Source organism: Moritella sp. 5 (genome assembly GCF_018219455.1).
In the GTDB taxonomy this organism is placed as follows: Bacteria; Pseudomonadota; Gammaproteobacteria; order Enterobacterales; family Moritellaceae; genus Moritella.
In genome coordinates this window covers 3,636,072-3,656,055 of the sequence record NZ_CP056122.1, presented here as the reverse complement: position 1 = coordinate 3,656,055, position 19,984 = coordinate 3,636,072, and the positions used below count along the sequence as shown (strand labels likewise).

Here is a 19,984-nt window from a genome sequence, read left to right as displayed (position 1 = left end):
GCGAGTCGGTTCAAATATTCTCAGTGTCCCATTCTGTTAATGGTTTAGGACGTGAATAATAAAAACCTTGTGCATAACGACAGCCCAGTTGCTTTAAATGTTGAGCTTGTTCGGCGGTTTCGACACCTTCGGCAACAATTTCAGCATTGAACTTACTGGTCATGGTGATAATAGCTGCAACGATAGCGGCATGGCTTTCACTGTCGAGCATCTGACTGACAAAGGATCTATCAATCTTTAATGCATCAAACTGTAATTGAGTGAGGTAGGCAAGGGAGGAGTAACCCGTACCAAAATCATCAATCGCAATCTGTATGCCTAAACTGCGTAATTGACCAAGCAGTTGATTGGTGAGTAATGGTTGGCTGACTAACCGTGATTCGGTGATTTCGAGTGTTAAATTGGCGGCGGGCAGTTGAGTGATCGCCAAGATCTTTTTTACTGTTGAGATATAATCAGGGTGCAGTAATTCACGTACAGACATATTCACGTGTAACGCAAAGTTTACTGGCCACTGACCACGCTCTATTTGTAATTTAGTATCTGAACATGCCTGTAATAAGATCTGTTTGCCTATGTCGACAATCATCCCCGTGTCTTCTGCTACAGGGATGAAATCTAGCGGTGATACGATGCCACGAATTGGGCTGTGCCATCGAACCAAGGCTTCTGCACCTGCAATTGTGTTGTTTGTTAGATCAATCACTGGCTGGTAGTACACGGCAAATTCATTGTTGGTGATCGCACGTTGTAAATCTGTGGTTAATCGGGTTTGCTCTTGCGAGGCTGTTATCATGTAATCTTGATAGTGACAACGCTGTATTTGTTCTTGTTTTACCGCGTAGGTTAATGCGAGACTTGAGTTACGTAGCCATTCATCCATGTCTATGTCGTGGAACTTACCACTCATTATGCCTGCGTTAGCGCCCACTAATACTTCTGTATCATTAATCGTGAAGGGGCGATTAAAGTCGGTTAATAGGTTTTCGGCAAACGCATGGCTGTGCTCTAGATCTTGGAAGTTCGGGGTGAATACGGCAAAAGTATCTTTATCAATACGGCTAATGGTTACGTTGTCTGCCACGGTTTTTTGTAAACGTGAGGCTATAGTAATAAGTAACAGATCACTCTTGTTTTGACCTAAGCTGTTATTGGTGTGACGAAATGAACGTAATCCTAGCAAGACAAGGATACCTTGTTGTTGCGAAATCGGATTATTCAACTTTTCAACAAAACCATCACGACTTAATAAGCCAGTAAGACTGTCAAACAGTAGTTGTTTACGTAATGTAGTAAATGAGCTTTCTAAACGGGATGACATCGATTTGAAGGCAGAAATAAGTTGGGTCGTCTCATGGAGTTTGATGTCTTCTCTAATCGTTACATCCCAGTTATTATGATCAAGTTGCTGTGATATTGCGGCAATATCCATAATGGGTTGGGTAATAATACGCAGTAAATATAAACCCATTAATAGGCCAAAAAAGGCCAGTGTCAGTGCGGCTACTAAACCTAAGCGTTGTTGATTCGGTAGCCCATCGAGTAATACATTTTCTGGTAAAGTAACGATAATAAACCATTGTAAATTATTGTTGCTGTAAGCGGTAATACGGCTAAAGTAACGAATACCATTTTGGTCAAATTCAAACGTCGCTGGCGCATGTTTATTCTGCAATTGTCTATTGGCAATATATAGACCATTAGCAGCAATAACTGTATTGTGACTTTCTTTTGCTTGGATGCGGTTATTATCATTATCTGTTAACGATGCTTTGAGTGAGCTAGCAATGAGTTTATTTTGATTATCAGTGATGTAAGTAATGCCTTTGAAATGGCGGTTTTCAGGTTCTATAAAATGAGACAAATGGCGAAGATTGATGTCAGTAGCAACGATACCAACTAATGTGTCGTCATTTATTACTGGTGAAATACTGGAAATGGTAAAGGTATTTTTTTCATCTACATTACTGTATATCTTCGCCCATCCTGCGGCTTTTTCTTTTGCGAAGGGGGCGTACCATGGTCGAGTTGTTGGGTCGTAATTACTGATACTATAATCGACAATATCATCACTGCTTTCCCCATGATAAAACTCTAGCTCATAGTTAGTACGCTTATCTTTTAAAATCAACGAAACATCTTGATCTTCGTTTTTACTAAATCCGACATAATCTTTATTTTCACTACCAAATGAGATGGTACTGATTTGTTTTTGTTGATAGTAGATATCGCTGATAGCAGAGTGTAGATAATCTTCTATTTTGGTTAGATCTGATGCTTGGTAGAGTTGATTACGTTGAATATTGTCTGCGATAGCGAGCGTTGTGTCGAAAGGCTGTTCTAAAAAATGATCGAGATTAGTTTTAATATTTTCTGAGTATGAATTTAGCAGTTTAGCGCTAATCTTTGACTGCATTCTTTCGTAACTGCTATTTTGAACAAGGGTTATGATGGAGACTGTAAGTAAAAGCAATAATGTGAACGGTAGCATGACCGCACTACGGAGAGTGTGAAGTTTTGGTTTCATCATGACTGTATTGTGAGATCATTATGCCGCTTAATATTAGGCTCATACTTACTTATTTTTTGATGTTATGCAAAGTTTCAGATTTATAGTTAGAAGCTCGTCACAAAAATTATGGTTAACATCACGAAACTGTAATGGGTTTAACTTACCGTTATTAAACCTATTTGATAATTATTTATGCTTTTGTTTTGACTTAAGTGCGCTTATTACGTGTTAAATGAGCGCACTTAGTAGAGGTTAATAGCGATTTCTTAAATTGGGTACATCAGTATTATATTGAACAAACTCTACTTCGTAACCATTGGGGTCGAGGAAGTAAATGTTTTGGCGGTATTCATCATCCATCCCATCTTTTGCAATGCTAAAACCGGCATCGGCTAGACGTTTTATAACGCCTGCAATATCGTCGGTAACATAGGCGAAATGAGCAAGACCTACTTGGTGTCCAGCTAAGTCTCGATTTTCACCGACACCGTTATCACCAAAAGCGAGATATTGGTAATCATCACCAAAATGGATCCAGTTTCTTGGTTTTCCTGACCATTCTCCTTTGTCACCCCCACGCACTGACCAATGCGGAAATGCGGCACGATAAAAAGTGAGTGTTTCTTCGATGTCGCGTACGATTAAATTCACATGCTCAAGATGTATCATAATAATATCCTTTTATTGTTGTTATAAATATTGTTGTTATAAATATTTGTGCTTACATTGCGTAACTGTATTTTTCTTGCTGGGAATAAGGTTGCTGTTGTTGTAACTGACGAACTTGTCCTAATGCATGGCCGTATTGATGTAATGTATGCAGGCTGTAACTAATACGATGTCTAATACTGTCGTCACGTTCGCTGATTGGCATATTATCCGTACCTGCATTTAATACATCGCCGACGTTACGAATGATTAAGTGATCTGGTATCGCCACTAACTTATTATTTTTACAGCCATTCATTCTTAATTCAGCGATGGGATTCGCACCATTAATGCCACTGACAACAGAAACAAGTAGTGCCGGTTTATGTGCTGTTTCTTTATGCTCACACATCAATAAAAAGTTCTTCAAAATGGGTGTTGCCATTCCATCCCACTCTGGAGTGATTAGTACCAATGCATCTGCTTGCATTATTGCTTCACTGATCAGTGGCCAATCACAGCCTGGCGCTGATTTACTTTCATTATCACCATCCCAAAAGGGCAGTTGGTATTTACACAGTTCGATATGTTGAACTGTTTTAAATTGGCTTGCTGCGCTGGCGATGTAAGTCGCTACTTTTGCACTTTCTGAACTGTGTCTTTGACTACCACTAATAATAACTAATTCCATGTTAAGTAACCCTTTTTATTCATCCATTGTTTAATAAAGTAAACTCTTTACTTAAGTTTGTAAAGGTCAAAGCTAAAATAAAGTAAATAAAAAAGTTTACTTAATATTTGTATCGGTAATAATACTCAGTATGAAAGCATCTGAAGGCACGTCGAATGTGCCTGTCGTCAGGTAACGCGGAGTCAAAATGAAAGAAAAAACCAGTGAGAAAATTCTTAGCCTGTTAAAAGTTGAGGGTGCGTTGACCGCTAAAGTACTTGCTAGTGAATTAGGTTTAACGACCATGGGAGTACGCCAACATTTGCAAGCGTTGGAAGATGACGGTGACATCAGCTTTGAAGATAAAAAGGCCGTGCGAGGTCGTCCAACCCGATATTGGTCACTAACAACGCAGAGTAATAGCCACTTTTCAGACCGTCACGAGGAACTCTCGGTACAGCTGATCGATTCAGTCAAAGTGATTTTTGGTGATGAAGGGCTTGAGCAACTTATCGCGCATCGAGAACAAATGTCATTGGCGCTTTATAGCGACAGGCTGGCGAGTAAACCTGATTTATTGGGTAAACTTGAAGCGTTAGCTGAGTTGCGCAGTGAAGAGGGCTACATGGCGACAGTGGTTGTTGATAGCGACATTGATGATAAAAATACTGTGTATTGGTTAATGGAAAACCATTGCCCCATTTGTGCAGCTGCATCGAGATGTCTTAATTTTTGTCGTTCAGAATTGAATTTATTTCAAACCTTGTTAGCCGGCATTGCGACAGTTGAGCGAGAAGAGCATATTGTCGAAGGAGCAAGGCGTTGTGCGTATAAAGTGACGGCACTAGAGACTGAATAGATAAGTGTTCACGTCAATAAAAAAGCCCACATTAAGATGATGAATGTGGGCTTTTTTCATTGTGTAACTAAACGATTAGATGCTTGCAGCTTCTTCGTCTGTTAAGAAACGCCATTCACCTAGCTCCAGTGCAGGGTCTAGTACAATCGCACCAATCTGTTCACGGTGTAAACCTACAACGCGATTACCTTGGCTAGCAAACATACGTTTAACTTGGTGGTATTTACCTTCTTGGATGGTAAGCAGTACTTCTTTTTCGCTTAAAATCTCTAATTTAGCAGGTAGGCAAGGTTTGTCTTCGCTACGCAACTGGATACCGGCTTCGAAATCAGCTACTGCTGTTGGTGCAATTGGATCGGCAAGTTGTACACGGTAGCGCTTGTTGCACTCACGCTTAGGTGATGTAACGCGATGTGACCATTGGCCATCATCGGTGATCAATACTAAACCAGTGGTATCAACATCAAGGCGACCAGCGATATGTAGTTCGTCACGTTTGTCTGCTTCGATTAGGCTGATCACTGATTGGTGTTCTTCATCTACTGTTGAGCAAATTACATCTAATGGTTTATGCATCATGATATAACGCGGTGGGCGTTGGCTTAATGATTTACCACCAAACCAAACATCCATGTCTGCTGTTACTTTATGGTCTGCTTTACGTACAACTTCGCCATCAATTTTTACGTTGCTGCGTGCAATCTCACGCTTGGCAAGGGTACGGGTCAGGTTAGTACTTTGGCAAATAAACTTATCTAAACGCATTTATGTTCAACTTTTGTCATGGTGTTATAGGAATATATCCAAACGAGTCGGTAACCCGTTTGGATAGGTGGGCTGATTATCTGCCTTTTTCGCTATAAGCGCAAAGTATAGTGAACAATTAATACCGTTAAGCACTCAGTAATTCGCTAATTCGTGCATCTGCGTTGCTTAATACATCATCTGCCGAGTTCATCGCTAGGCCTTCTGCAAAGATAAACTCGACTTCTGGTATACCGATAAACTTAAGTACTTGTTCTAACCAAGGCGCTTGAGTATCTGCTGGTGTGTTGGCATACATACCACCGCGGGTTGCGATCACATAGGTTTTTGGCATTTTCAGTAATGGTTTTGGGCCTTCAGCTGTGTAGGCAAATGTCTTACCTGCACGAGCGATGTGGTCAATCCAAGCTTTCAGGGTTGAGGGTACACCAAAGTTATACATAGGAACGGCGATAATTAAGATATCACTGTTATTTACTTCATCAATTAATTGGTCTGATATTGCAGCCGCTGCTTGTTGTTCTATTGTACGCTCTGCTTCGGGTGTGTGGAACGCACTAAAAATAGCGTCGGTTAAGTGTGGAACTTGCGATACATTGAGATCTCGATAGGTGATTTGTTGCTGTTGAGCATTTACATCTAATTTATCGATTAGTTTTTTTGCAATCTTTGATGATGTTGAATTGCTGCCTTGCAGGCTGCTGTCTATGTGTAATATTTTCATTTTTCGATTCCTCGTTTATGTTGTAGAGTAAGCTTACGGGAATTTAAAAATTAATTAACCAGGCAAATACAATCTATATCATCGAAATTTTAGATGAATTAAAACAGCTATTTTATATACGTGTTAAGGATCATGATGAAAGAGCCTACGGTGAGTTTAGAACAATGGTATATCTTTAAAGTCGTAGTCGAGCAGGGTAGTTTTCAGGGGGCAGCTGATTACTTAATTAAAAGCCAAAGTTCGATTAGCTATGCGATTCAGAAGCTGCAAGATAATCTGGGTGTGCGTTTGTTTGCACAACAAGGTCGCCGTGCGGTTGTCACCGAAATGGGTAAGAAGATGTTGGCTCAAGCGGATGAGTTATTAATGCAAGCGACAAGTATCGAGCAACTGGCTGAAGAATATAGCGCAGGTTGGGAGCCGTTGTTAAAAGTGATGACAACACAACTATTTCCGCCGCAATTGTTAACTGATACTTTATCCTTATTTTCTCAGCAATGCGTGGTGACCAGTATTGATTTTCAGCAAGGTACGTTATCAGGGGTGACGGACGCCGCAACTTATGGCACGGCAGACCTGATTATTACTAGTCAAATTCCCACCGGATTTACGGGAGAAAAATTGTGTCCAGCACAATTATCGCGTTTTGTTCATCACCAGCATCCGTTAGCCTTGTTAAATCGACCATTAACGCTTGCAGAATTAAAATCCCATGCCCAAATTGTGATGAGTGATTCGAGTACGTATCGTAGTGTTGATGCAGGGTGGCTAGGCTCGCAGCAGCGTTGGACTGTGAATAATTTTCATGAGTCGCTTAGCTTGGTTAAACAGGGGGTCGGGCATGCGACTTTACCCATTAGTCGCATCCAAAATGAATTAGCGGATGGTGAGCTGGTGGAACTCACGATTGAAGATCATGTGCGCCTTGATTTGTCGTTATACTTGGTATACGCAAATAAAAAAACCTTAGGCCCTGCTGGCTTGCTGTTTGCAAAACTATTAAAACAACAAGCCAAACAATACGTCATCGATGCTTAGATCATGCGAGGTTACGATACAGACTAATGGCGATTAACCACATAATACAGCCGACCGTGATGTCGATAACACGTTGTATTTTGGGTTGATTGAGCCAGTTCGAAAACTTAGCTGCGCTAAAGGCTAGGCCATAAAACCACAAGATTGAGGCTAAAATCGTACCCGCGGCAAAAGCTAATCGGTTATCGCCACTAAATTGATTACCGACACTCCCTAACACAACCACAGTATCTAAATACACATGCGGGTTAAGTAAGGTGACCGCTAGCGTTGCCATTACTACCATTTTACGGGATTTATGTTTGTTATCTAACTCAGTTTTCCCGTATTTATACTGCCATGCACTGCGAAATGACATTGCGCCATAAGTTGATAAAAATGCAATGCCGCCCCAAGTGATTATTTGTAGTAAGTCGGGATTTAATGCCAACAAACTACCCGCACCAAACACACCAGCACTGATTAGTAAGGCATCACAAATAATGCATATACTAGCGGTTAAAAAATGGTGGTTACGTTTGATCCCTTGATTTAAAATATACGCATTTTGTGCGCCGATAGGGATGATCATACTACCGCCAAGCAGTAGCCCTTGAATTGTTGCTGTTAGCATAATGAACCTCTAGAAAATAGGCTGTAGAGATTACAAAAAGTAAGGTGATAAGTATAATTAATAATTGTTATACTTGATAAGTATTACTTATGTTTGTGTTTGAATGATTAATATTGCAATTATAAAGCGGGAGAAATACGCAGTGGATTATAAATTATTACATGCTTTACAAGTGGTAATAGAGCAGCAAAGTTTTGAACGAGCGGCCAATGTTTTGTGTATTTCACAACCTGCAGTATCACAGCGTATCAAGTCGTTAGAAGAATATGTGGCACAGCCAGTGTTGATCCGTAGCCAACCGATTGTGGCGACCGATATTGGCCAGCGCTTATTAAAACATTATAAACAAGTGCAGCACCTAGAAGCTGAATTATTACCGAGTATCAGTGCGGCATCGACTGATAAGGCTGTGGTGATGGTCATTGCAGTGAATGCTGATAGTTTAGCTACCTGGTTTATTCCTGCATTGGCACCGTTGTTAAAGCAATATCCGATTGAACTGAATTTACATATCATGGATGAGGTTAGAACCCTCGACAAAGTGAAAGCGGGAGAGGCGTTTGGTGCGTTGAGTTTACAAAAGAAGCCATTGCCGGGTTGTGAATCAACGTTATTGGGTGAGCTGAACTATGCCTTAGTGGCAACGCCAGCGTTTGTACAACAGTATTTACCAGAAGGTATAACTCAGAAAGCCCTGCGTAAAGCCCCTGCGGTGTCATTTGATCATAAAGATGACATGCACATTAAGTTTATTCAACAACATTTTAGTTTGGCTGGTGGCAGTTACCCTTGTCATATTGTGCGCTCGTCAGAAGCTTTTGTCGCAATGGCTAATGCAGGTGTGGCATATTGTTTGATCCCAGAGTTACAAATCAAAGATGAACTCGCATCGGGTCAATTAGTTAAGTTGACCGATATACAACTCACCATTCCTTTGTATTGGCATCGTTGGATATTGTTAAAAGGTTTGTATAAGCAAGTATCAGAACAGATCATGATTGCAGGAAAGCGTGAAATACCCTGTTGATTGGCTATGTAGAAACATAGCCAATCAAATACTGTCGGCGTCTATAACTAGCAGCCTGGGCCACAGTCCATACAATGTTTAATCATATCTGGGCCTAAATGTAGTTTAGCATTGAGGTCTCGTAGTGCTGTTCTTACACCCTCTTCAATAACGGGGTGATAGAATGGCATGTCTAGCATTTCTGATACGGTCATCTTTTGTTGATGTGCCCACGCTAATAAATGCGCTAAATGTTCGGCGTCGGGGCCAATCATTTCAGCCCCTAAGAAAAGACCTGTGCCGTGTTCTGCATATACATGTAACAAACCTTTATTACGTAGCATTACACGTGATCGGCCTTGGTTTTCAAATGACACAGTCCCCGTTTCAAAACAACCACAGTTACCCAGTCGTTCGATGATTTGTTTATATGTTTCACCTACCATAGCAATCTGCGGATCTGTAAATACAGCTGATATAACGGATCGACGTAAGCCCGCTCTGATTTGTGGGAAACGTCCCGCGTTATCACCGGCAATACGTGCTTGGTCGGCTGCTTCGTGTAATAGTGGTATTTGGTTACTGGCATCACCCGAAATAAAGATACTTTCTACGGATGTTTGCATGGTGTAATAATCTGCCGTTGGTACACCGCGTTCATCCAGTTCAAGGGTGGTATTTTTTAGGCCTATTTTATCCACATTTGGACGACGTCCAGTGGCTGCTAGAACGTATTCAACATTAACCGTTTGTAGTGCTTGCTGATGATCTAAATACTTAATTTCAACATGGTCACCTTGACGTTTCATGCTTTCAACTTTGACATCGGCATCGAGGTAGAATTCCTCATTAAATGATTTATTCGCATATGCCATGACTGCTGGATCTGTTAATGGACCCACTTGGCCACCAAGACCAAACATGATTACTTCAACACCAAGGCGCTTTAACGACTGGCCTAGTTCCAGACCTATCACTCCTGGGCCAAACACCGCGATTGATTTTGGTAAATCATCCCATTCAAAGACATCATCGTTGATAACAAGGCGGTCGCCTAATTCGTTCCATATAGCTGGATAAGCAGGACGAGAACCCGTTGCAATCACAATACGTTTAGCGTTTATTTGCGTATGGTCATCAACAAGTAATGTAGTATTATTTAAGAATTTTGCATAACCAGACACTTTATCTTGAGCAGGGATTTCATCAACACCTTCGACGACAAAGCCAACAAAACGGTCTCGCTCACTTTTAACTCGCGCCATTACTTCGACACCGTTAATGACGGTTTCGCCTTGTGGGTGAATACCAAAGCCTGGTGCTTTTTGAATGTGGTGTACACTTTCGGCTGCAGCAATCAGTAGTTTTGATGGCATGCAGCCAACACGCGCACAAGTTGTTCCATAAGGGCCACCTTCGATAATCACGACACTATCTGAATGAGCCTTTGCTGCACGGTATGCGCCTAGTCCTGCTGTGCCACCGCCAATTACTGCTACATCTACATTTATCATATTCATAATTCAGCCTTAAAAAATGTTATGGCGAAAACGAAGTTTGTTTGTCGCACTTATTTTATATTCAAATTTGGGGGACGAAGTGTCTGCCTCGTCTTGATGTAGCTATTATGCAAAACTCCAATCAATAGTTCCAATAGATTGATTGTTTGGTTTTGATAGCCCTGGATTATCAATGTTGGTGTTGACACTGTATTTTTAATCCATAATGGGCGTTGTCTTTGCTGTGGTTAAGGTATGAAATAGAGCGCTATGGTAGGGATGTCGTAATGGTTTTTCTATTGATAAAACAGTTAGTTACTTTTATATATAAAACTTGTATTTAAATAGCGTATTATTCAATCGTTCGCCCAAATTTCATTGCGCCAGAACAAGTAAAGGTGATCTTTATCACTATGTTACGTAAACATTAATACAATATATGATATATGTGGGTATTATTTATTGGCATAGTTATAGTATTTACTCTACTTCTATATATTCTAGTACTTTATTTACGTATTCAGGGATGGTTATGAAATTTTCAGATGTATCGTTTAAGCATAAAATTCTTATGTTATTGGCTTTGCCTATGTTGGGTTTTTTATGGTTGAGTTTTTCTTCTATCTCCCAAAGCATTGAAACTCGTAAAGAGATGTCTACGTTAACAGAATTAACGCACCTATCTGTGCAGTACAGCGAATTAGTGCATGAATTACAAAAAGAACGGGGTATGACTGCAGGGTTTATTGGCTCTAACGGCAGAAAATTTAGCGCTAAATTACGTAAACAACGTGCAGATACGGACGCGAAGCAAGCTAAAATGACGCGTTTTTGGCAACAAAATGAATTTTCAGACAGTCATATACAGCAACTCTACGTAAGAATTAAACAAGACTTATCTATGCTTACTGGTATTCGTAACAAAGTGGATGCTCAAAATATTGAGTTAGCATCGGCGTTACGTTATTACACACAATTGAATGCCAAGTTGTTAAGTGTCTCTGATTTAATTGTAGATATCAGTAGCGATGCTAGTATCACCGCAGAAACAATTGCGTATTATAATTTTTTGCAAGGTAAAGAGCGTGCTGGAATAGAACGTGCGGTGCTAAGTAATGTGTTTTATAAAGATCATTTTTCGACAGATAATTTTGTTAAATTTATTTCATTAGTGGTTGAGCAAGAAACCTATTTTTCAAATTTTAAAACATTTTCAACAAGCAGTAATAACAATTTTTTTGCTCAGCAGTTAAATACCCCAGCAGTGAAAGAAGTCATGAAGCTAAGACATATCGCCCAGACTAAATCGACGGGGTTTAATGTTGATGCCGAATATTGGTTTAGCCAAGCCAGTGCGCGTATTGGTCAATTGAAACTGATCGAAGACGATCTTGAACGCTCGTTATTAACACTCGCTGATAATCATCGTAATAGTGCAGTTACAGTTTTAATGATGAACGTCGTGTTTAGTGTGCTGATTATAGTTATTGTTGTTGTGATTAGCTTTATTACTATTCGAGATTTAATGTCGAGAGTAAATGAGTTAATGGATGTGATGACCGAAGTACGTGACAATAATGATTTAACTGTTCAAACTAAACTAGCGGGTGAGAGTGAGTTAGGGCAAATAGCTTCAGCACTAAACCTCACGTTATCACAATTTTCTGGTGCGATGGATAACATATCAACATCAAGTATCACCCTTGCCTCAGCTGCAGAGGAAACCGCGCAAACTTGTGATTACAGCTCCAAATCGTTAACAGAACAGCTAGATGGGATTAGCTTGATAGCCACGGCGATTGAAGAATTGTCAGCAACGGTAAAAGAAGTGGCGCAAAATACTCAGCTGACAGCAGATTCTGCGAAAGAAGTGGATGTGCAAGCTGTAAGTGGTTTTGAGGTCGTACAACAATCATCACTGTCTATTGAAGGTTTAGCCTGTGAGATTGATAGTTTAGCGCAGCGTATTACGAATCTGCATACGAGCAGTAATAACATTACTAATATGGTCGATGTGATCAAGTCGGTTGCAGACCAAACTAACTTATTAGCGTTAAATGCGGCGATTGAAGCAGCGCGAGCAGGGGAACAAGGACGTGGTTTTGCTGTCGTAGCTGATGAAGTGAGAACATTAGCTAAGCGCACTCAAGAGTCAACAGCAGAGATAGAAAGCTTTATTAGTGCGCTACAAGCTGATGTAGATGCAGCGTTTAATGTGATAGAAGTTAGCCAGACAAAAGCATCTGAAGCAGTGAGTAATTCGCAAGCTGTAGCAATAACCTTGCAGGATATAACCGCTTCCATCAACAAAATATTCTCAATGACTGAACAAGTGGCAAGCGCGATCGAAGAGCAATCTGTAGTGACACAAGATGTTGCTCAGAATGTTGTAACGATAAAACAAAAATCGTTGGAGTCAGCAACGGGGGCCTCTCAAATAGCGATGACAGCAAAAGAGCAAGCTCAGTTAGCCACGTCATTACAAGATATTGCTAAAGTATTTAAAATCTAAAAATCTAAAAAGGTAAAACATGAAAGTAATAAACAAAGTAAAAGTAATTGGATTAGCATTAATAGCTTTAGTTATTAGTGGTTGTGCATCCGTACAATTGAGTTCTCAACAACAAGCCCTCATCGATGACAGTACAACACTTTATACGCAAGTGGGTATGTGGACAGAAAAAGGCAATGTGATCGCGACAAACTATAAACGTGGTGAGCATATTCCGGTTAACTCCCAAGTTGTTATTACGGATGTTAACGCATCGACAATTACGTTCAGCTATGCAGGGAGCTCGATTACACTAAAAAATATTGAGAAGTTTACTAAGGTCGATGTGGTTACATTGATGACTCGTACATTTAGTGCTGAACCAGTTAATTTAACGAAATTTAATGCATCCGAAAAAACGGCGATAGAGAAAGGGGATGTCGTTCTTGGTATGAGTAAAGATGCCGTTATCACCAGTCGCGGTTTCCCACCTGCGCATAAAACCGCAAGTCTAAAATTAGATAGCTGGAGATTTTGGCAAAATCGATTCGGCACAATTGTTTATAAATTTGAGCAAGGCAAAGTATCAAAAATAGTAGATTAGTTGACGGATATTTTGTTTAACAGAGCTTAAAACGAAAAAGGAAGCATCGCTGCTTCCTTTTTTATTGCCCACGAATAACGGCATGTGAGACACGCTATCCGATAATATAGTTGTAGCTGATATTAAGCGAAGTGTGCTTCTAACGCTTCACTTCCACCTATATGTTTACCACCAATATAGATTTGCGGCACTGTGCTGCGACCTGTTACTGCACGTAGGCTGACTGTTGTAGCATCTTTACCTAGCACGACTTCTTCGTAGTTTAGACCTTGGTCGATTAAGGTTTGTTTTGCTTTTGTACAGAACGGGCAACCCGGTTTAGTAAATACGGTGATTGATTCTTGTACTTTGTACTCAGGGGCCACATAACCTAGCATAGTATCTGCATCAGAAACCTTGAACGGGTCGCCTGGTTCGTCAGCTTCGATAAACATTTTTTCTACCACGCCATTTTTAACCAGCATGCTGTAACGCCATGAACGTTTGCCAAAACCGATGTCAGATTTGTCGACCAACATGCCCATACCAGCAGAGAATTCACCGTTACCATCTGGAATGAAGGTAATGTTTTCTGCTTCTTGGTCATCTTTCCATGCATTCATTACAAAGGTATCGTTAACTGATACACATAAAATGTCATCCACACCATGTGCTGAAAATACGTTAGCTAACTCGTTGTAACGTGGTAAATGGCTTGAAGAACACGTTGGTGTGAATGCGCCTGGCAGGCTGAATACAATCACAGTTTTGTTTGCAAATAGTTCTTCTGTTGTACGGTTAACCCATGCATCACCTTGACGGATTGGGAATGTAACTTGTGGAACCGCTTGGCCTTCTTTTGATACTAATGTCGTCATAATATATTCCTTAACGTCGCTATTAATTAAGCTAACTTATGTTTGTTATAAAGAGGTTTGATATAAAGTGTTTTCTATAAAAATAAATATGGTGAAGACGTTGTGTCTGTGTCGTCTTGATGTAGCTATTATGCAACAAATATGGGTGTAGGTATAATCGATTGAACTTTACACTTTGATAGGTTTTGATTATCGTAATTTCTAGTGTATGGATTTGGCGTATTTGATTTCCGTAGGCTATTGAGCTGTAGTAAAGATAATAGTTCGGGTAGTCGTTATTCAACTAATCTACTTGATTAACATGCGGTTGTACGGTAAATTCTCTGCGTTGAATCGTTAATGAAGTATCACTTTTTAGAGTTTAATTAATCCCATGCCCTTATCCACATTAGACCTATTTTCCATCGCAATATTCACCGCTTTTGGATTATTATTTCTGGCGATTATTATGGTGTGTATTTGGATTGGTAATCGACGTTATGAGGGCGTAAGTAATTGGCTCGTCGCGACCTCCATTATATTAGCTTTTGCGTTTATTATCGCTGAAGAACTTTGGTACTTGAAACTGGATGGTTATAGCAATAATGCATGGTTAAATATCATGTTCCCCAATATTCTATTGTGTTTTGGTGTATGTCAAATTAGTCATGGTTTCCATCGCTTTCTTCAGATAAAACAATCTTTATTTTGGCTCTATGCTTGCCAGCTCCTGATTATTGGTTCCTTGTATGCGTATGGATTATCAGTCGAAACACCGATTTTATTCAGCATTATAGTACTCACGTTATCAGTAACAATAAGCCTGTGTTTTAACTGTTATTATTTATCTAGCGATCAAGGTAAGCAGTATGGTCGCACACGGTATATTTGTATTCTGGCGTGCGTATTGGCAATGTCTCTAAACGTGACACGTATACTGCTGTTATATCGTGAGCCTGATTTAATGTGCACTATTGAATTCTCTACTGCGCTAGCTTGTATTAATCTATTAATGAGTCAGTGTTTTCTTACATTTTGTTATTTAATGTTCTGTACTCAGCGTAATGCATTTTCATTACAGCATATGTCTTTTATTGATCCGTTAGCGAATATTTATAATCGTCGTGGCTACCAGCATGCGATCGCAGCCTTGGCACCGCATAAAGAAGCAGCTGTTATGATCCTTGATATCGACCACTTTAAACGTGTGAATGATGAGTATGGTCATGCGACAGGCGATTTAGTCATTAAAGATATTGCGATGATTATTGCTAAAGAGTGTGATACTACCTGTATATATGCGCGTACAGGTGGCGAAGAGTTTAGTATCTATTCTCCATTAATTTCAGCCAAAGCAGCTGAAAGTATTGCTGAAACCGTCCGTCTTACAATCATGAAGCATGCTGTTAAAAAACAAAATTTATCCATTAATGTGACAATCAGCATTGGCATCAGTATTGGTAAAAGCGTTAATATATTTGCGTTGGAAGAAGAGGCTGATAAAGCGCTTTATCAGGCAAAAAGAGATGGTCGAAATTGCACTGTGATGCAATTGTTTGTTGCCTAAAAGCCTAAAGAGTAGGTATCAGTGTGATTTGTGAGTTCACGTTAGTCGTAATAAAATACGGGCGAAAAAAAAGAGCTATCAATAGCTCTTTTTTGAATACTTAATGCGCAGTTAAAAACGAGTCTTTAACTGCTTTAAGTACTAGTCCTTAATAACTTTAAGAACAATCGTTTCACCTAGTGCAACTGAACCAGAGAATTTCTCCATGCTCTTAATTTCATCCATATTTGAGATGATGCAAGGCGTGATTACTGATTTCGCTTTTTCAGTTAGTAGTGCTAGATCGAATTCAATGATAGTTTCACCAGCATTGATATGTTGACCTTCTTCAGCAATACGTGTGAAGCCTTCACCGCGTAATTCAACTGTATCTAAACCGAAGTGAACTAGCACTTCTAGGCCTTCGTCTGAGCGAATTGCGAATGCGTGGTTAGTTTCGTAAATTTTTACGATCTCACCTGTTACTGGAGCAACTAGTTTGTTACCTGTTGGGTTGATAGCGATACCGTCACCAACAATTTTTTCAGCAAAGATAACATCTGGCACATCTTCGATAGCAACGATTTCACCGGCAAGTGGAGAAACAATGTGTAACGTATTGCTGTCTTTACTGTCGTCTGAAACCAGTTTTTTTAATTTATCGAATAATCCCATTTTTAACTCCTAGAATTTGGTAGACATAGCCATTGGTCATGAACAAGTGTATAACCAATGACTTTACATTGTTATCATAACATTATCTTACAAGATTAGATGCTACGACAACTGAATTAATTAGCAAGCAGCGCGCTGTTTAGTGAACTGAGCCACTAACTCCGCTATTTCGCCAGCTGTTGCACAGCTTAATGCTTGGTCTGCTAACTGTTTAACGTCAGTGAAATTAGCATTACGAATCGTTTTCTTCACTTTAGGAATTGAGATTCCGCTCATAGAGAACTCATCTAAACCCATACCGAGTAGTAGCAGTGTTGCAGTTTCGTCACCCGCAAGTTCACCACACATGCCTGTCCACTTGCCTGCAGCATGTGAAGCATCGATAACTTGCTTAATCAGCGTTAGTACCGCTGGCGTCATTGGGTTATACAGATCTGAAATCATTTCGTTACCACGGTCTACCGCAAGTGTGTACTGCGTTAAATCGTTAGTACCAATACTAAAGAAGTCTACTTCTTTAATAAGGTGATGTGCAATTGCAGCAGCTGCTGGTGTTTCAACCATGACACCTGTTTCAATTGTTTTATCAAAAGCGTGACCTTCAGAGGTTAATTCGGCTTTCAGTGTCTCAAGAATGTCCTTAAGGCGACGTACTTCTTCTACAGAAATAATCATCGGGAACATAATGCGGACTTTACCAAATGCAGATGCACGTAAAATAGCGCGTAGCTGTGCGTTCATGATTTCTGGACGGTCGAAACAGATTCGGATCGCGCGCCAACCCAAGAATGGGTTCATTTCTTTTGGTAAGTTTAGGTATGGTAGGTCTTTGTCACCACCAATATCCATAGTACGAATAATCACACCTTGACCATTCATGCTTTCTGCAACCGCTTTGTATGCTTCGAACTGTTCATCTTCAGTTGGTAAGCTATCGCGATCCATAAATAGGAATTCGGTACGGTAAAGACCAACGCCTTCGCCGCCATTACGGATTACACCAGCACAATCTTTTACTGTACCAACATTACCACACACTTCTACGTGATGACCGTCAAGCGTGATTGCAGGTAAGTCTTTCATTTTAAGCAGCTCAGCTTTGTCAGCAAGATATTGTGCTTGAATTACTTTGTATTCTTTGATTACGTCTTCTGATGGATTAACAATAACGTTATTGTTAATGGCATCAAGAATAACGAAGTCACCTGATTTGATTATTTCAGTTACGTTGCCAGTACCAACAACCGCAGGTAGCTCTAATGAGCGCGCCATGATTGATGTATGTGCAGTTCGGCCACCTAAGTCAGTCACGAAACCTAAGATCTTATCTAGGTTAATCTGTGCTGTTTCTGACGGTGTTAAATCGCTTGCGATTAGAATCACTTGCTCTTTGATTGCGCTTAGTGACACGATTTCCATGCCTAGCGCATTTTTTACGATACGGTTACCGATATCACGGAAATCCGAAGCGCGTTCTCTTAAATAAGGGTCATCTAATGCAGCCATCATTTCAGCATTTTCTTCAATGATGCTGTGAATTGCAAAATCTGCCGATACTTTATTTTTTTTAATAAAGGTTACGATATCTTCTTCAAGCTCTTCGTCTTCAAGTAACATCATGTGTCCCTCGAAGATTTCAGCTTTCTCGTCGCCAAATGTTTGGCGTGCCATTTCCGTAATAGCTTCAAGCTGTATAGCAGACTTATCCCTAGCAGCTAAAAAGATAGCTATTTGTTCATCGATCTGTGCCGTTTCAATAGTTTGTTGGTTAAGAACAATTTCTTCGTTAATGAATAATTGTGCTTTACCAAAAGCAATACCTGGTGAGGCGAGAATGCCTGATATCATAACCTTTCCTTACTTCAATACAAAAAATACATTAATAACGGATGGGATTTATTCTAAAACATCCATAAGCGCTACTAGCCCTTCAACAGCGGCTTGCTCGTCAGTACCTTCAGCAGAAATAGTCATTGTTACACCTTTAGAAAGGCCTAACGTTTGTAGTTTAAATAAGCTTGTAGCACTTGCAGATTTACCGCCAGCTTCAACAGAAATTTTTGATTCGAATTCTTTTGCTTTTTTTACGAAAAGAGCAGCAGGACGAGTGTGAAGACCGTTTGGTGCGATAATTACAACTGATTTTTGATACATAACTTTTCCTTAAAATAACGATTCTAAAAGAGTGTTTAACTATAACCATGAGTGTAATTGTAATCTAATTTTACAGAGTAAAATAACTTTTTTTCATACAAAAAATGGGTATAGATCATGTTTTTGTAAGTTTTACGACAAAACAATGCGATGTCAGTATATTACCCCTAATTTAGCCCTGTGTTGTAGTTTAATTACAACAAAAGGGGCAAAGTGTGACCGCTATCAATAGGAATAAAAAAAGTGGCTTGTACAAAAAAAAGCCGCTAGTGCGGCTTTTGTTAATCTTGTTAGTTAGATGTAACTACAAGATTGCGATTGTAACTATAACAACACGGTTGTAACTATTGTTGGAGTTCTTGCTCAGTAAATACACCATCAAATAATGCAGTACTTAAATAACGTTCGCCCGACGATGGCAGGATGACGACAATGTTCTTATCTGCAAATTCAGGTAACGCAGCTAAACGGGCTGCAACAACAACAGCTGCACCTGAAGAAATACCAGCTAAGATACCTTCTTCTTTCATTAGGCGTTGTGCCATTTCGATAGAGTCTTCATTAGACACGAGTTCTACACGGTCGACCATTTCTAGATCAAGGTTACCTGGGATGAAACCTGCGCCAATACCTTGGATTTTATGTGGACCTGGCGTTAGAGCTTCACCGGCTTTCGCTTGACTGATAACAGGTGAATTAGTTGGTTCAACAGCAACAGATAAAAGTTCTTTACCTTTATTTAATTTAATATAGCGGCTTGTACCTGTAATCGTACCGCCCGTACCCACACCTGATACTAAAATATCGACTTTACCGTCGGTTGCCTCCCAGATTTCTGGGCCCGTTGTTTGTTCATGGATTGCTGGGTTAGCTGGATTTTCAAATTGTTGTAATAAAATCGTTGTTTCAGGATTTGCGTCACGGATTTCAGTCGCTTTATCAATCGCGCCTTTCATACCTTTAGCGCCATCCGTTAGAACGAGGTTTGCGCCCAATGCTTTAAGCAATTTACGACGTTCAAGACTCATTGTATTTGGCATTGTTAATGTGAGCTTATAACCACGAGCCGCAGCTACAAATGCTAATGCAATACCGGTATTACCACTTGTTGGTTCAACGATATCAATACCTTCTTTTAAGAGACCGTCTTTTTCTGCTTGCCAGATCATGTTAGCACCGATACGGCACTTAACACTTGCACTTGGGTTGCGGCTTTCTATTTTTGCAAAGACGTTACCTGTTGTTACACGGTTTAAACGAACTAAAGGTGTGTCACCGATAGACAGTGAATTGTCTTGTAAAATTTGGCTCATGAGATTTCCCTATATAAATGAATACTCGTAA

Annotated in this window: 18 protein-coding genes; 6 read left to right on the top strand and 12 right to left on the bottom strand. The window is 40.0% G+C overall.

Annotation, left to right across the window (positions count from 1 at the left end; translation table 11 throughout):
• Window positions 1–10: 10 nt before the first annotated feature.
• The 3 genes from HWV01_RS16290 to HWV01_RS16280 form a co-directional block, all read right to left on the bottom strand.
• Complete coding sequence (locus HWV01_RS16290; RefSeq protein WP_249185347.1) at window positions 11–2,416, bottom strand: EAL domain-containing protein; 2,406 nt, start codon at window positions 2,414–2,416, stop codon at window positions 11–13.
• A 348-nt stretch (window positions 2,417–2,764) separates the two neighbouring features.
• Entirely contained in the window at window positions 2,765–3,181 is a 417-nt protein-coding gene (locus tag HWV01_RS16285) for a VOC family protein (protein WP_211672540.1), read from the bottom strand.
• A gap of 52 nt (window positions 3,182–3,233) precedes the next feature.
• Window positions 3,234–3,851: an NADPH-dependent FMN reductase gene (locus HWV01_RS16280; RefSeq protein WP_211672539.1), complete on the bottom strand. Its 618-nt coding sequence runs from the start codon at window positions 3,849–3,851 to the stop codon at window positions 3,234–3,236.
• A gap of 187 nt (window positions 3,852–4,038) precedes the next feature.
• On the opposite strand from HWV01_RS16280, the gene HWV01_RS16275 reads away from it, so the two are divergent.
• Window positions 4,039–4,689 (top strand): metalloregulator ArsR/SmtB family transcription factor, encoded by a 651-nt coding sequence (locus HWV01_RS16275; protein ID WP_211672538.1) that lies wholly within the window; start codon window positions 4,039–4,041, stop codon window positions 4,687–4,689.
• A 75-nt stretch (window positions 4,690–4,764) separates the two neighbouring features.
• On the opposite strand, the gene rsuA is transcribed toward HWV01_RS16275, so the two are convergent.
• Together rsuA and HWV01_RS16265 are read right to left on the bottom strand one after the other, a co-directional pair.
• On the bottom strand, window positions 4,765–5,454 hold the full coding sequence (gene rsuA, locus HWV01_RS16270; protein ID WP_211672537.1) for a 16S rRNA pseudouridine(516) synthase RsuA: 690 nt from the start codon (window positions 5,452–5,454) through the stop codon (window positions 4,765–4,767).
• A 127-nt stretch (window positions 5,455–5,581) separates the two neighbouring features.
• The gene (locus tag HWV01_RS16265) at window positions 5,582–6,178 is read right to left on the bottom strand and encodes an FMN-dependent NADH-azoreductase (RefSeq protein ID WP_211672536.1); all 597 of its coding nucleotides are present in this window, start codon (window positions 6,176–6,178) and stop codon (window positions 5,582–5,584) included.
• 150 nt (window positions 6,179–6,328) lie between these two features.
• Here HWV01_RS16265 and HWV01_RS16260 point away from each other — a divergent pair, with 150 nt between their 5' ends.
• On the top strand, window positions 6,329–7,216 hold the full coding sequence (locus tag HWV01_RS16260) for a LysR family transcriptional regulator (RefSeq protein ID WP_211672535.1): 888 nt from the start codon (window positions 6,329–6,331) through the stop codon (window positions 7,214–7,216).
• Between the two features lies 1 nt (window position 7,217).
• Here the strand turns inward: HWV01_RS16260 and lysE are convergent, their stop codons facing one another.
• On the bottom strand, window positions 7,218–7,829 hold the full coding sequence (gene lysE / locus HWV01_RS16255) for an L-lysine exporter (protein WP_211672534.1): 612 nt from the start codon (window positions 7,827–7,829) through the stop codon (window positions 7,218–7,220).
• 142 nt (window positions 7,830–7,971) lie between these two features.
• Between lysE and HWV01_RS16250 the strand changes: the two genes are divergently transcribed.
• On the top strand, window positions 7,972–8,856 hold the full coding sequence (locus tag HWV01_RS16250) for a LysR family transcriptional regulator ArgP (protein ID WP_211672533.1): 885 nt from the start codon (window positions 7,972–7,974) through the stop codon (window positions 8,854–8,856).
• 47 nt (window positions 8,857–8,903) lie between these two features.
• Here the strand turns inward: HWV01_RS16250 and HWV01_RS16245 are convergent, their stop codons facing one another.
• Window positions 8,904–10,355 carry a dihydrolipoyl dehydrogenase gene (locus HWV01_RS16245; protein WP_211672532.1) on the bottom strand — a complete coding sequence of 484 codons (1,452 nt, stop codon included), beginning with the start codon at window positions 10,353–10,355 and terminating at the stop codon, window positions 8,904–8,906.
• Window positions 10,356–10,866: 511 nt separating this feature from the next.
• On the opposite strand from HWV01_RS16245, the gene HWV01_RS16240 reads away from it, so the two are divergent.
• Window positions 10,867–12,846 carry a methyl-accepting chemotaxis protein gene (locus tag HWV01_RS16240; protein WP_211672531.1) on the top strand — a complete coding sequence of 660 codons (1,980 nt, stop codon included), beginning with the start codon at window positions 10,867–10,869 and terminating at the stop codon, window positions 12,844–12,846.
• A gap of 19 nt (window positions 12,847–12,865) precedes the next feature.
• A complete protein-coding gene (locus tag HWV01_RS16235; RefSeq protein WP_211672530.1) occupies window positions 12,866–13,429 on the top strand; it encodes a hypothetical protein in 564 nt (187 codons plus the stop codon).
• A 122-nt stretch (window positions 13,430–13,551) separates the two neighbouring features.
• Here the strand turns inward: HWV01_RS16235 and HWV01_RS16230 are convergent, their stop codons facing one another.
• Window positions 13,552–14,286: a glutathione peroxidase gene (locus HWV01_RS16230; RefSeq protein ID WP_211672529.1), complete on the bottom strand. Its 735-nt coding sequence runs from the start codon at window positions 14,284–14,286 to the stop codon at window positions 13,552–13,554.
• A 448-nt stretch (window positions 14,287–14,734) separates the two neighbouring features.
• Between HWV01_RS16230 and HWV01_RS16225 the strand changes: the two genes are divergently transcribed.
• Entirely contained in the window at window positions 14,735–15,832 is a 1,098-nt protein-coding gene (locus tag HWV01_RS16225; RefSeq protein ID WP_249185346.1) for a GGDEF domain-containing protein, read from the top strand.
• A 141-nt stretch (window positions 15,833–15,973) separates the two neighbouring features.
• On the opposite strand, the gene crr is transcribed toward HWV01_RS16225, so the two are convergent.
• The 4 genes from crr to cysK all read right to left on the bottom strand — a co-directional run bounded on the left by crr (window position 15,974) and on the right by cysK (window position 19,953).
• Complete coding sequence (crr, locus tag HWV01_RS16220) at window positions 15,974–16,486, bottom strand: PTS glucose transporter subunit IIA (protein ID WP_211672527.1); 513 nt, start codon at window positions 16,484–16,486, stop codon at window positions 15,974–15,976.
• Window positions 16,487–16,606: 120 nt separating this feature from the next.
• On the bottom strand, window positions 16,607–18,334 hold the full coding sequence (gene ptsI, locus HWV01_RS16215; RefSeq protein WP_211672526.1) for a phosphoenolpyruvate-protein phosphotransferase PtsI: 1,728 nt from the start codon (window positions 18,332–18,334) through the stop codon (window positions 16,607–16,609).
• Window positions 18,335–18,382: 48 nt separating this feature from the next.
• Entirely contained in the window at window positions 18,383–18,640 is a 258-nt protein-coding gene (locus tag HWV01_RS16210) for an HPr family phosphocarrier protein (protein WP_211672525.1), read from the bottom strand.
• 344 nt (window positions 18,641–18,984) lie between these two features.
• Complete coding sequence (cysK, locus tag HWV01_RS16205; protein ID WP_211672524.1) at window positions 18,985–19,953, bottom strand: cysteine synthase A; 969 nt, start codon at window positions 19,951–19,953, stop codon at window positions 18,985–18,987.
• Window positions 19,954–19,984: the final 31 nt, after the last annotated feature.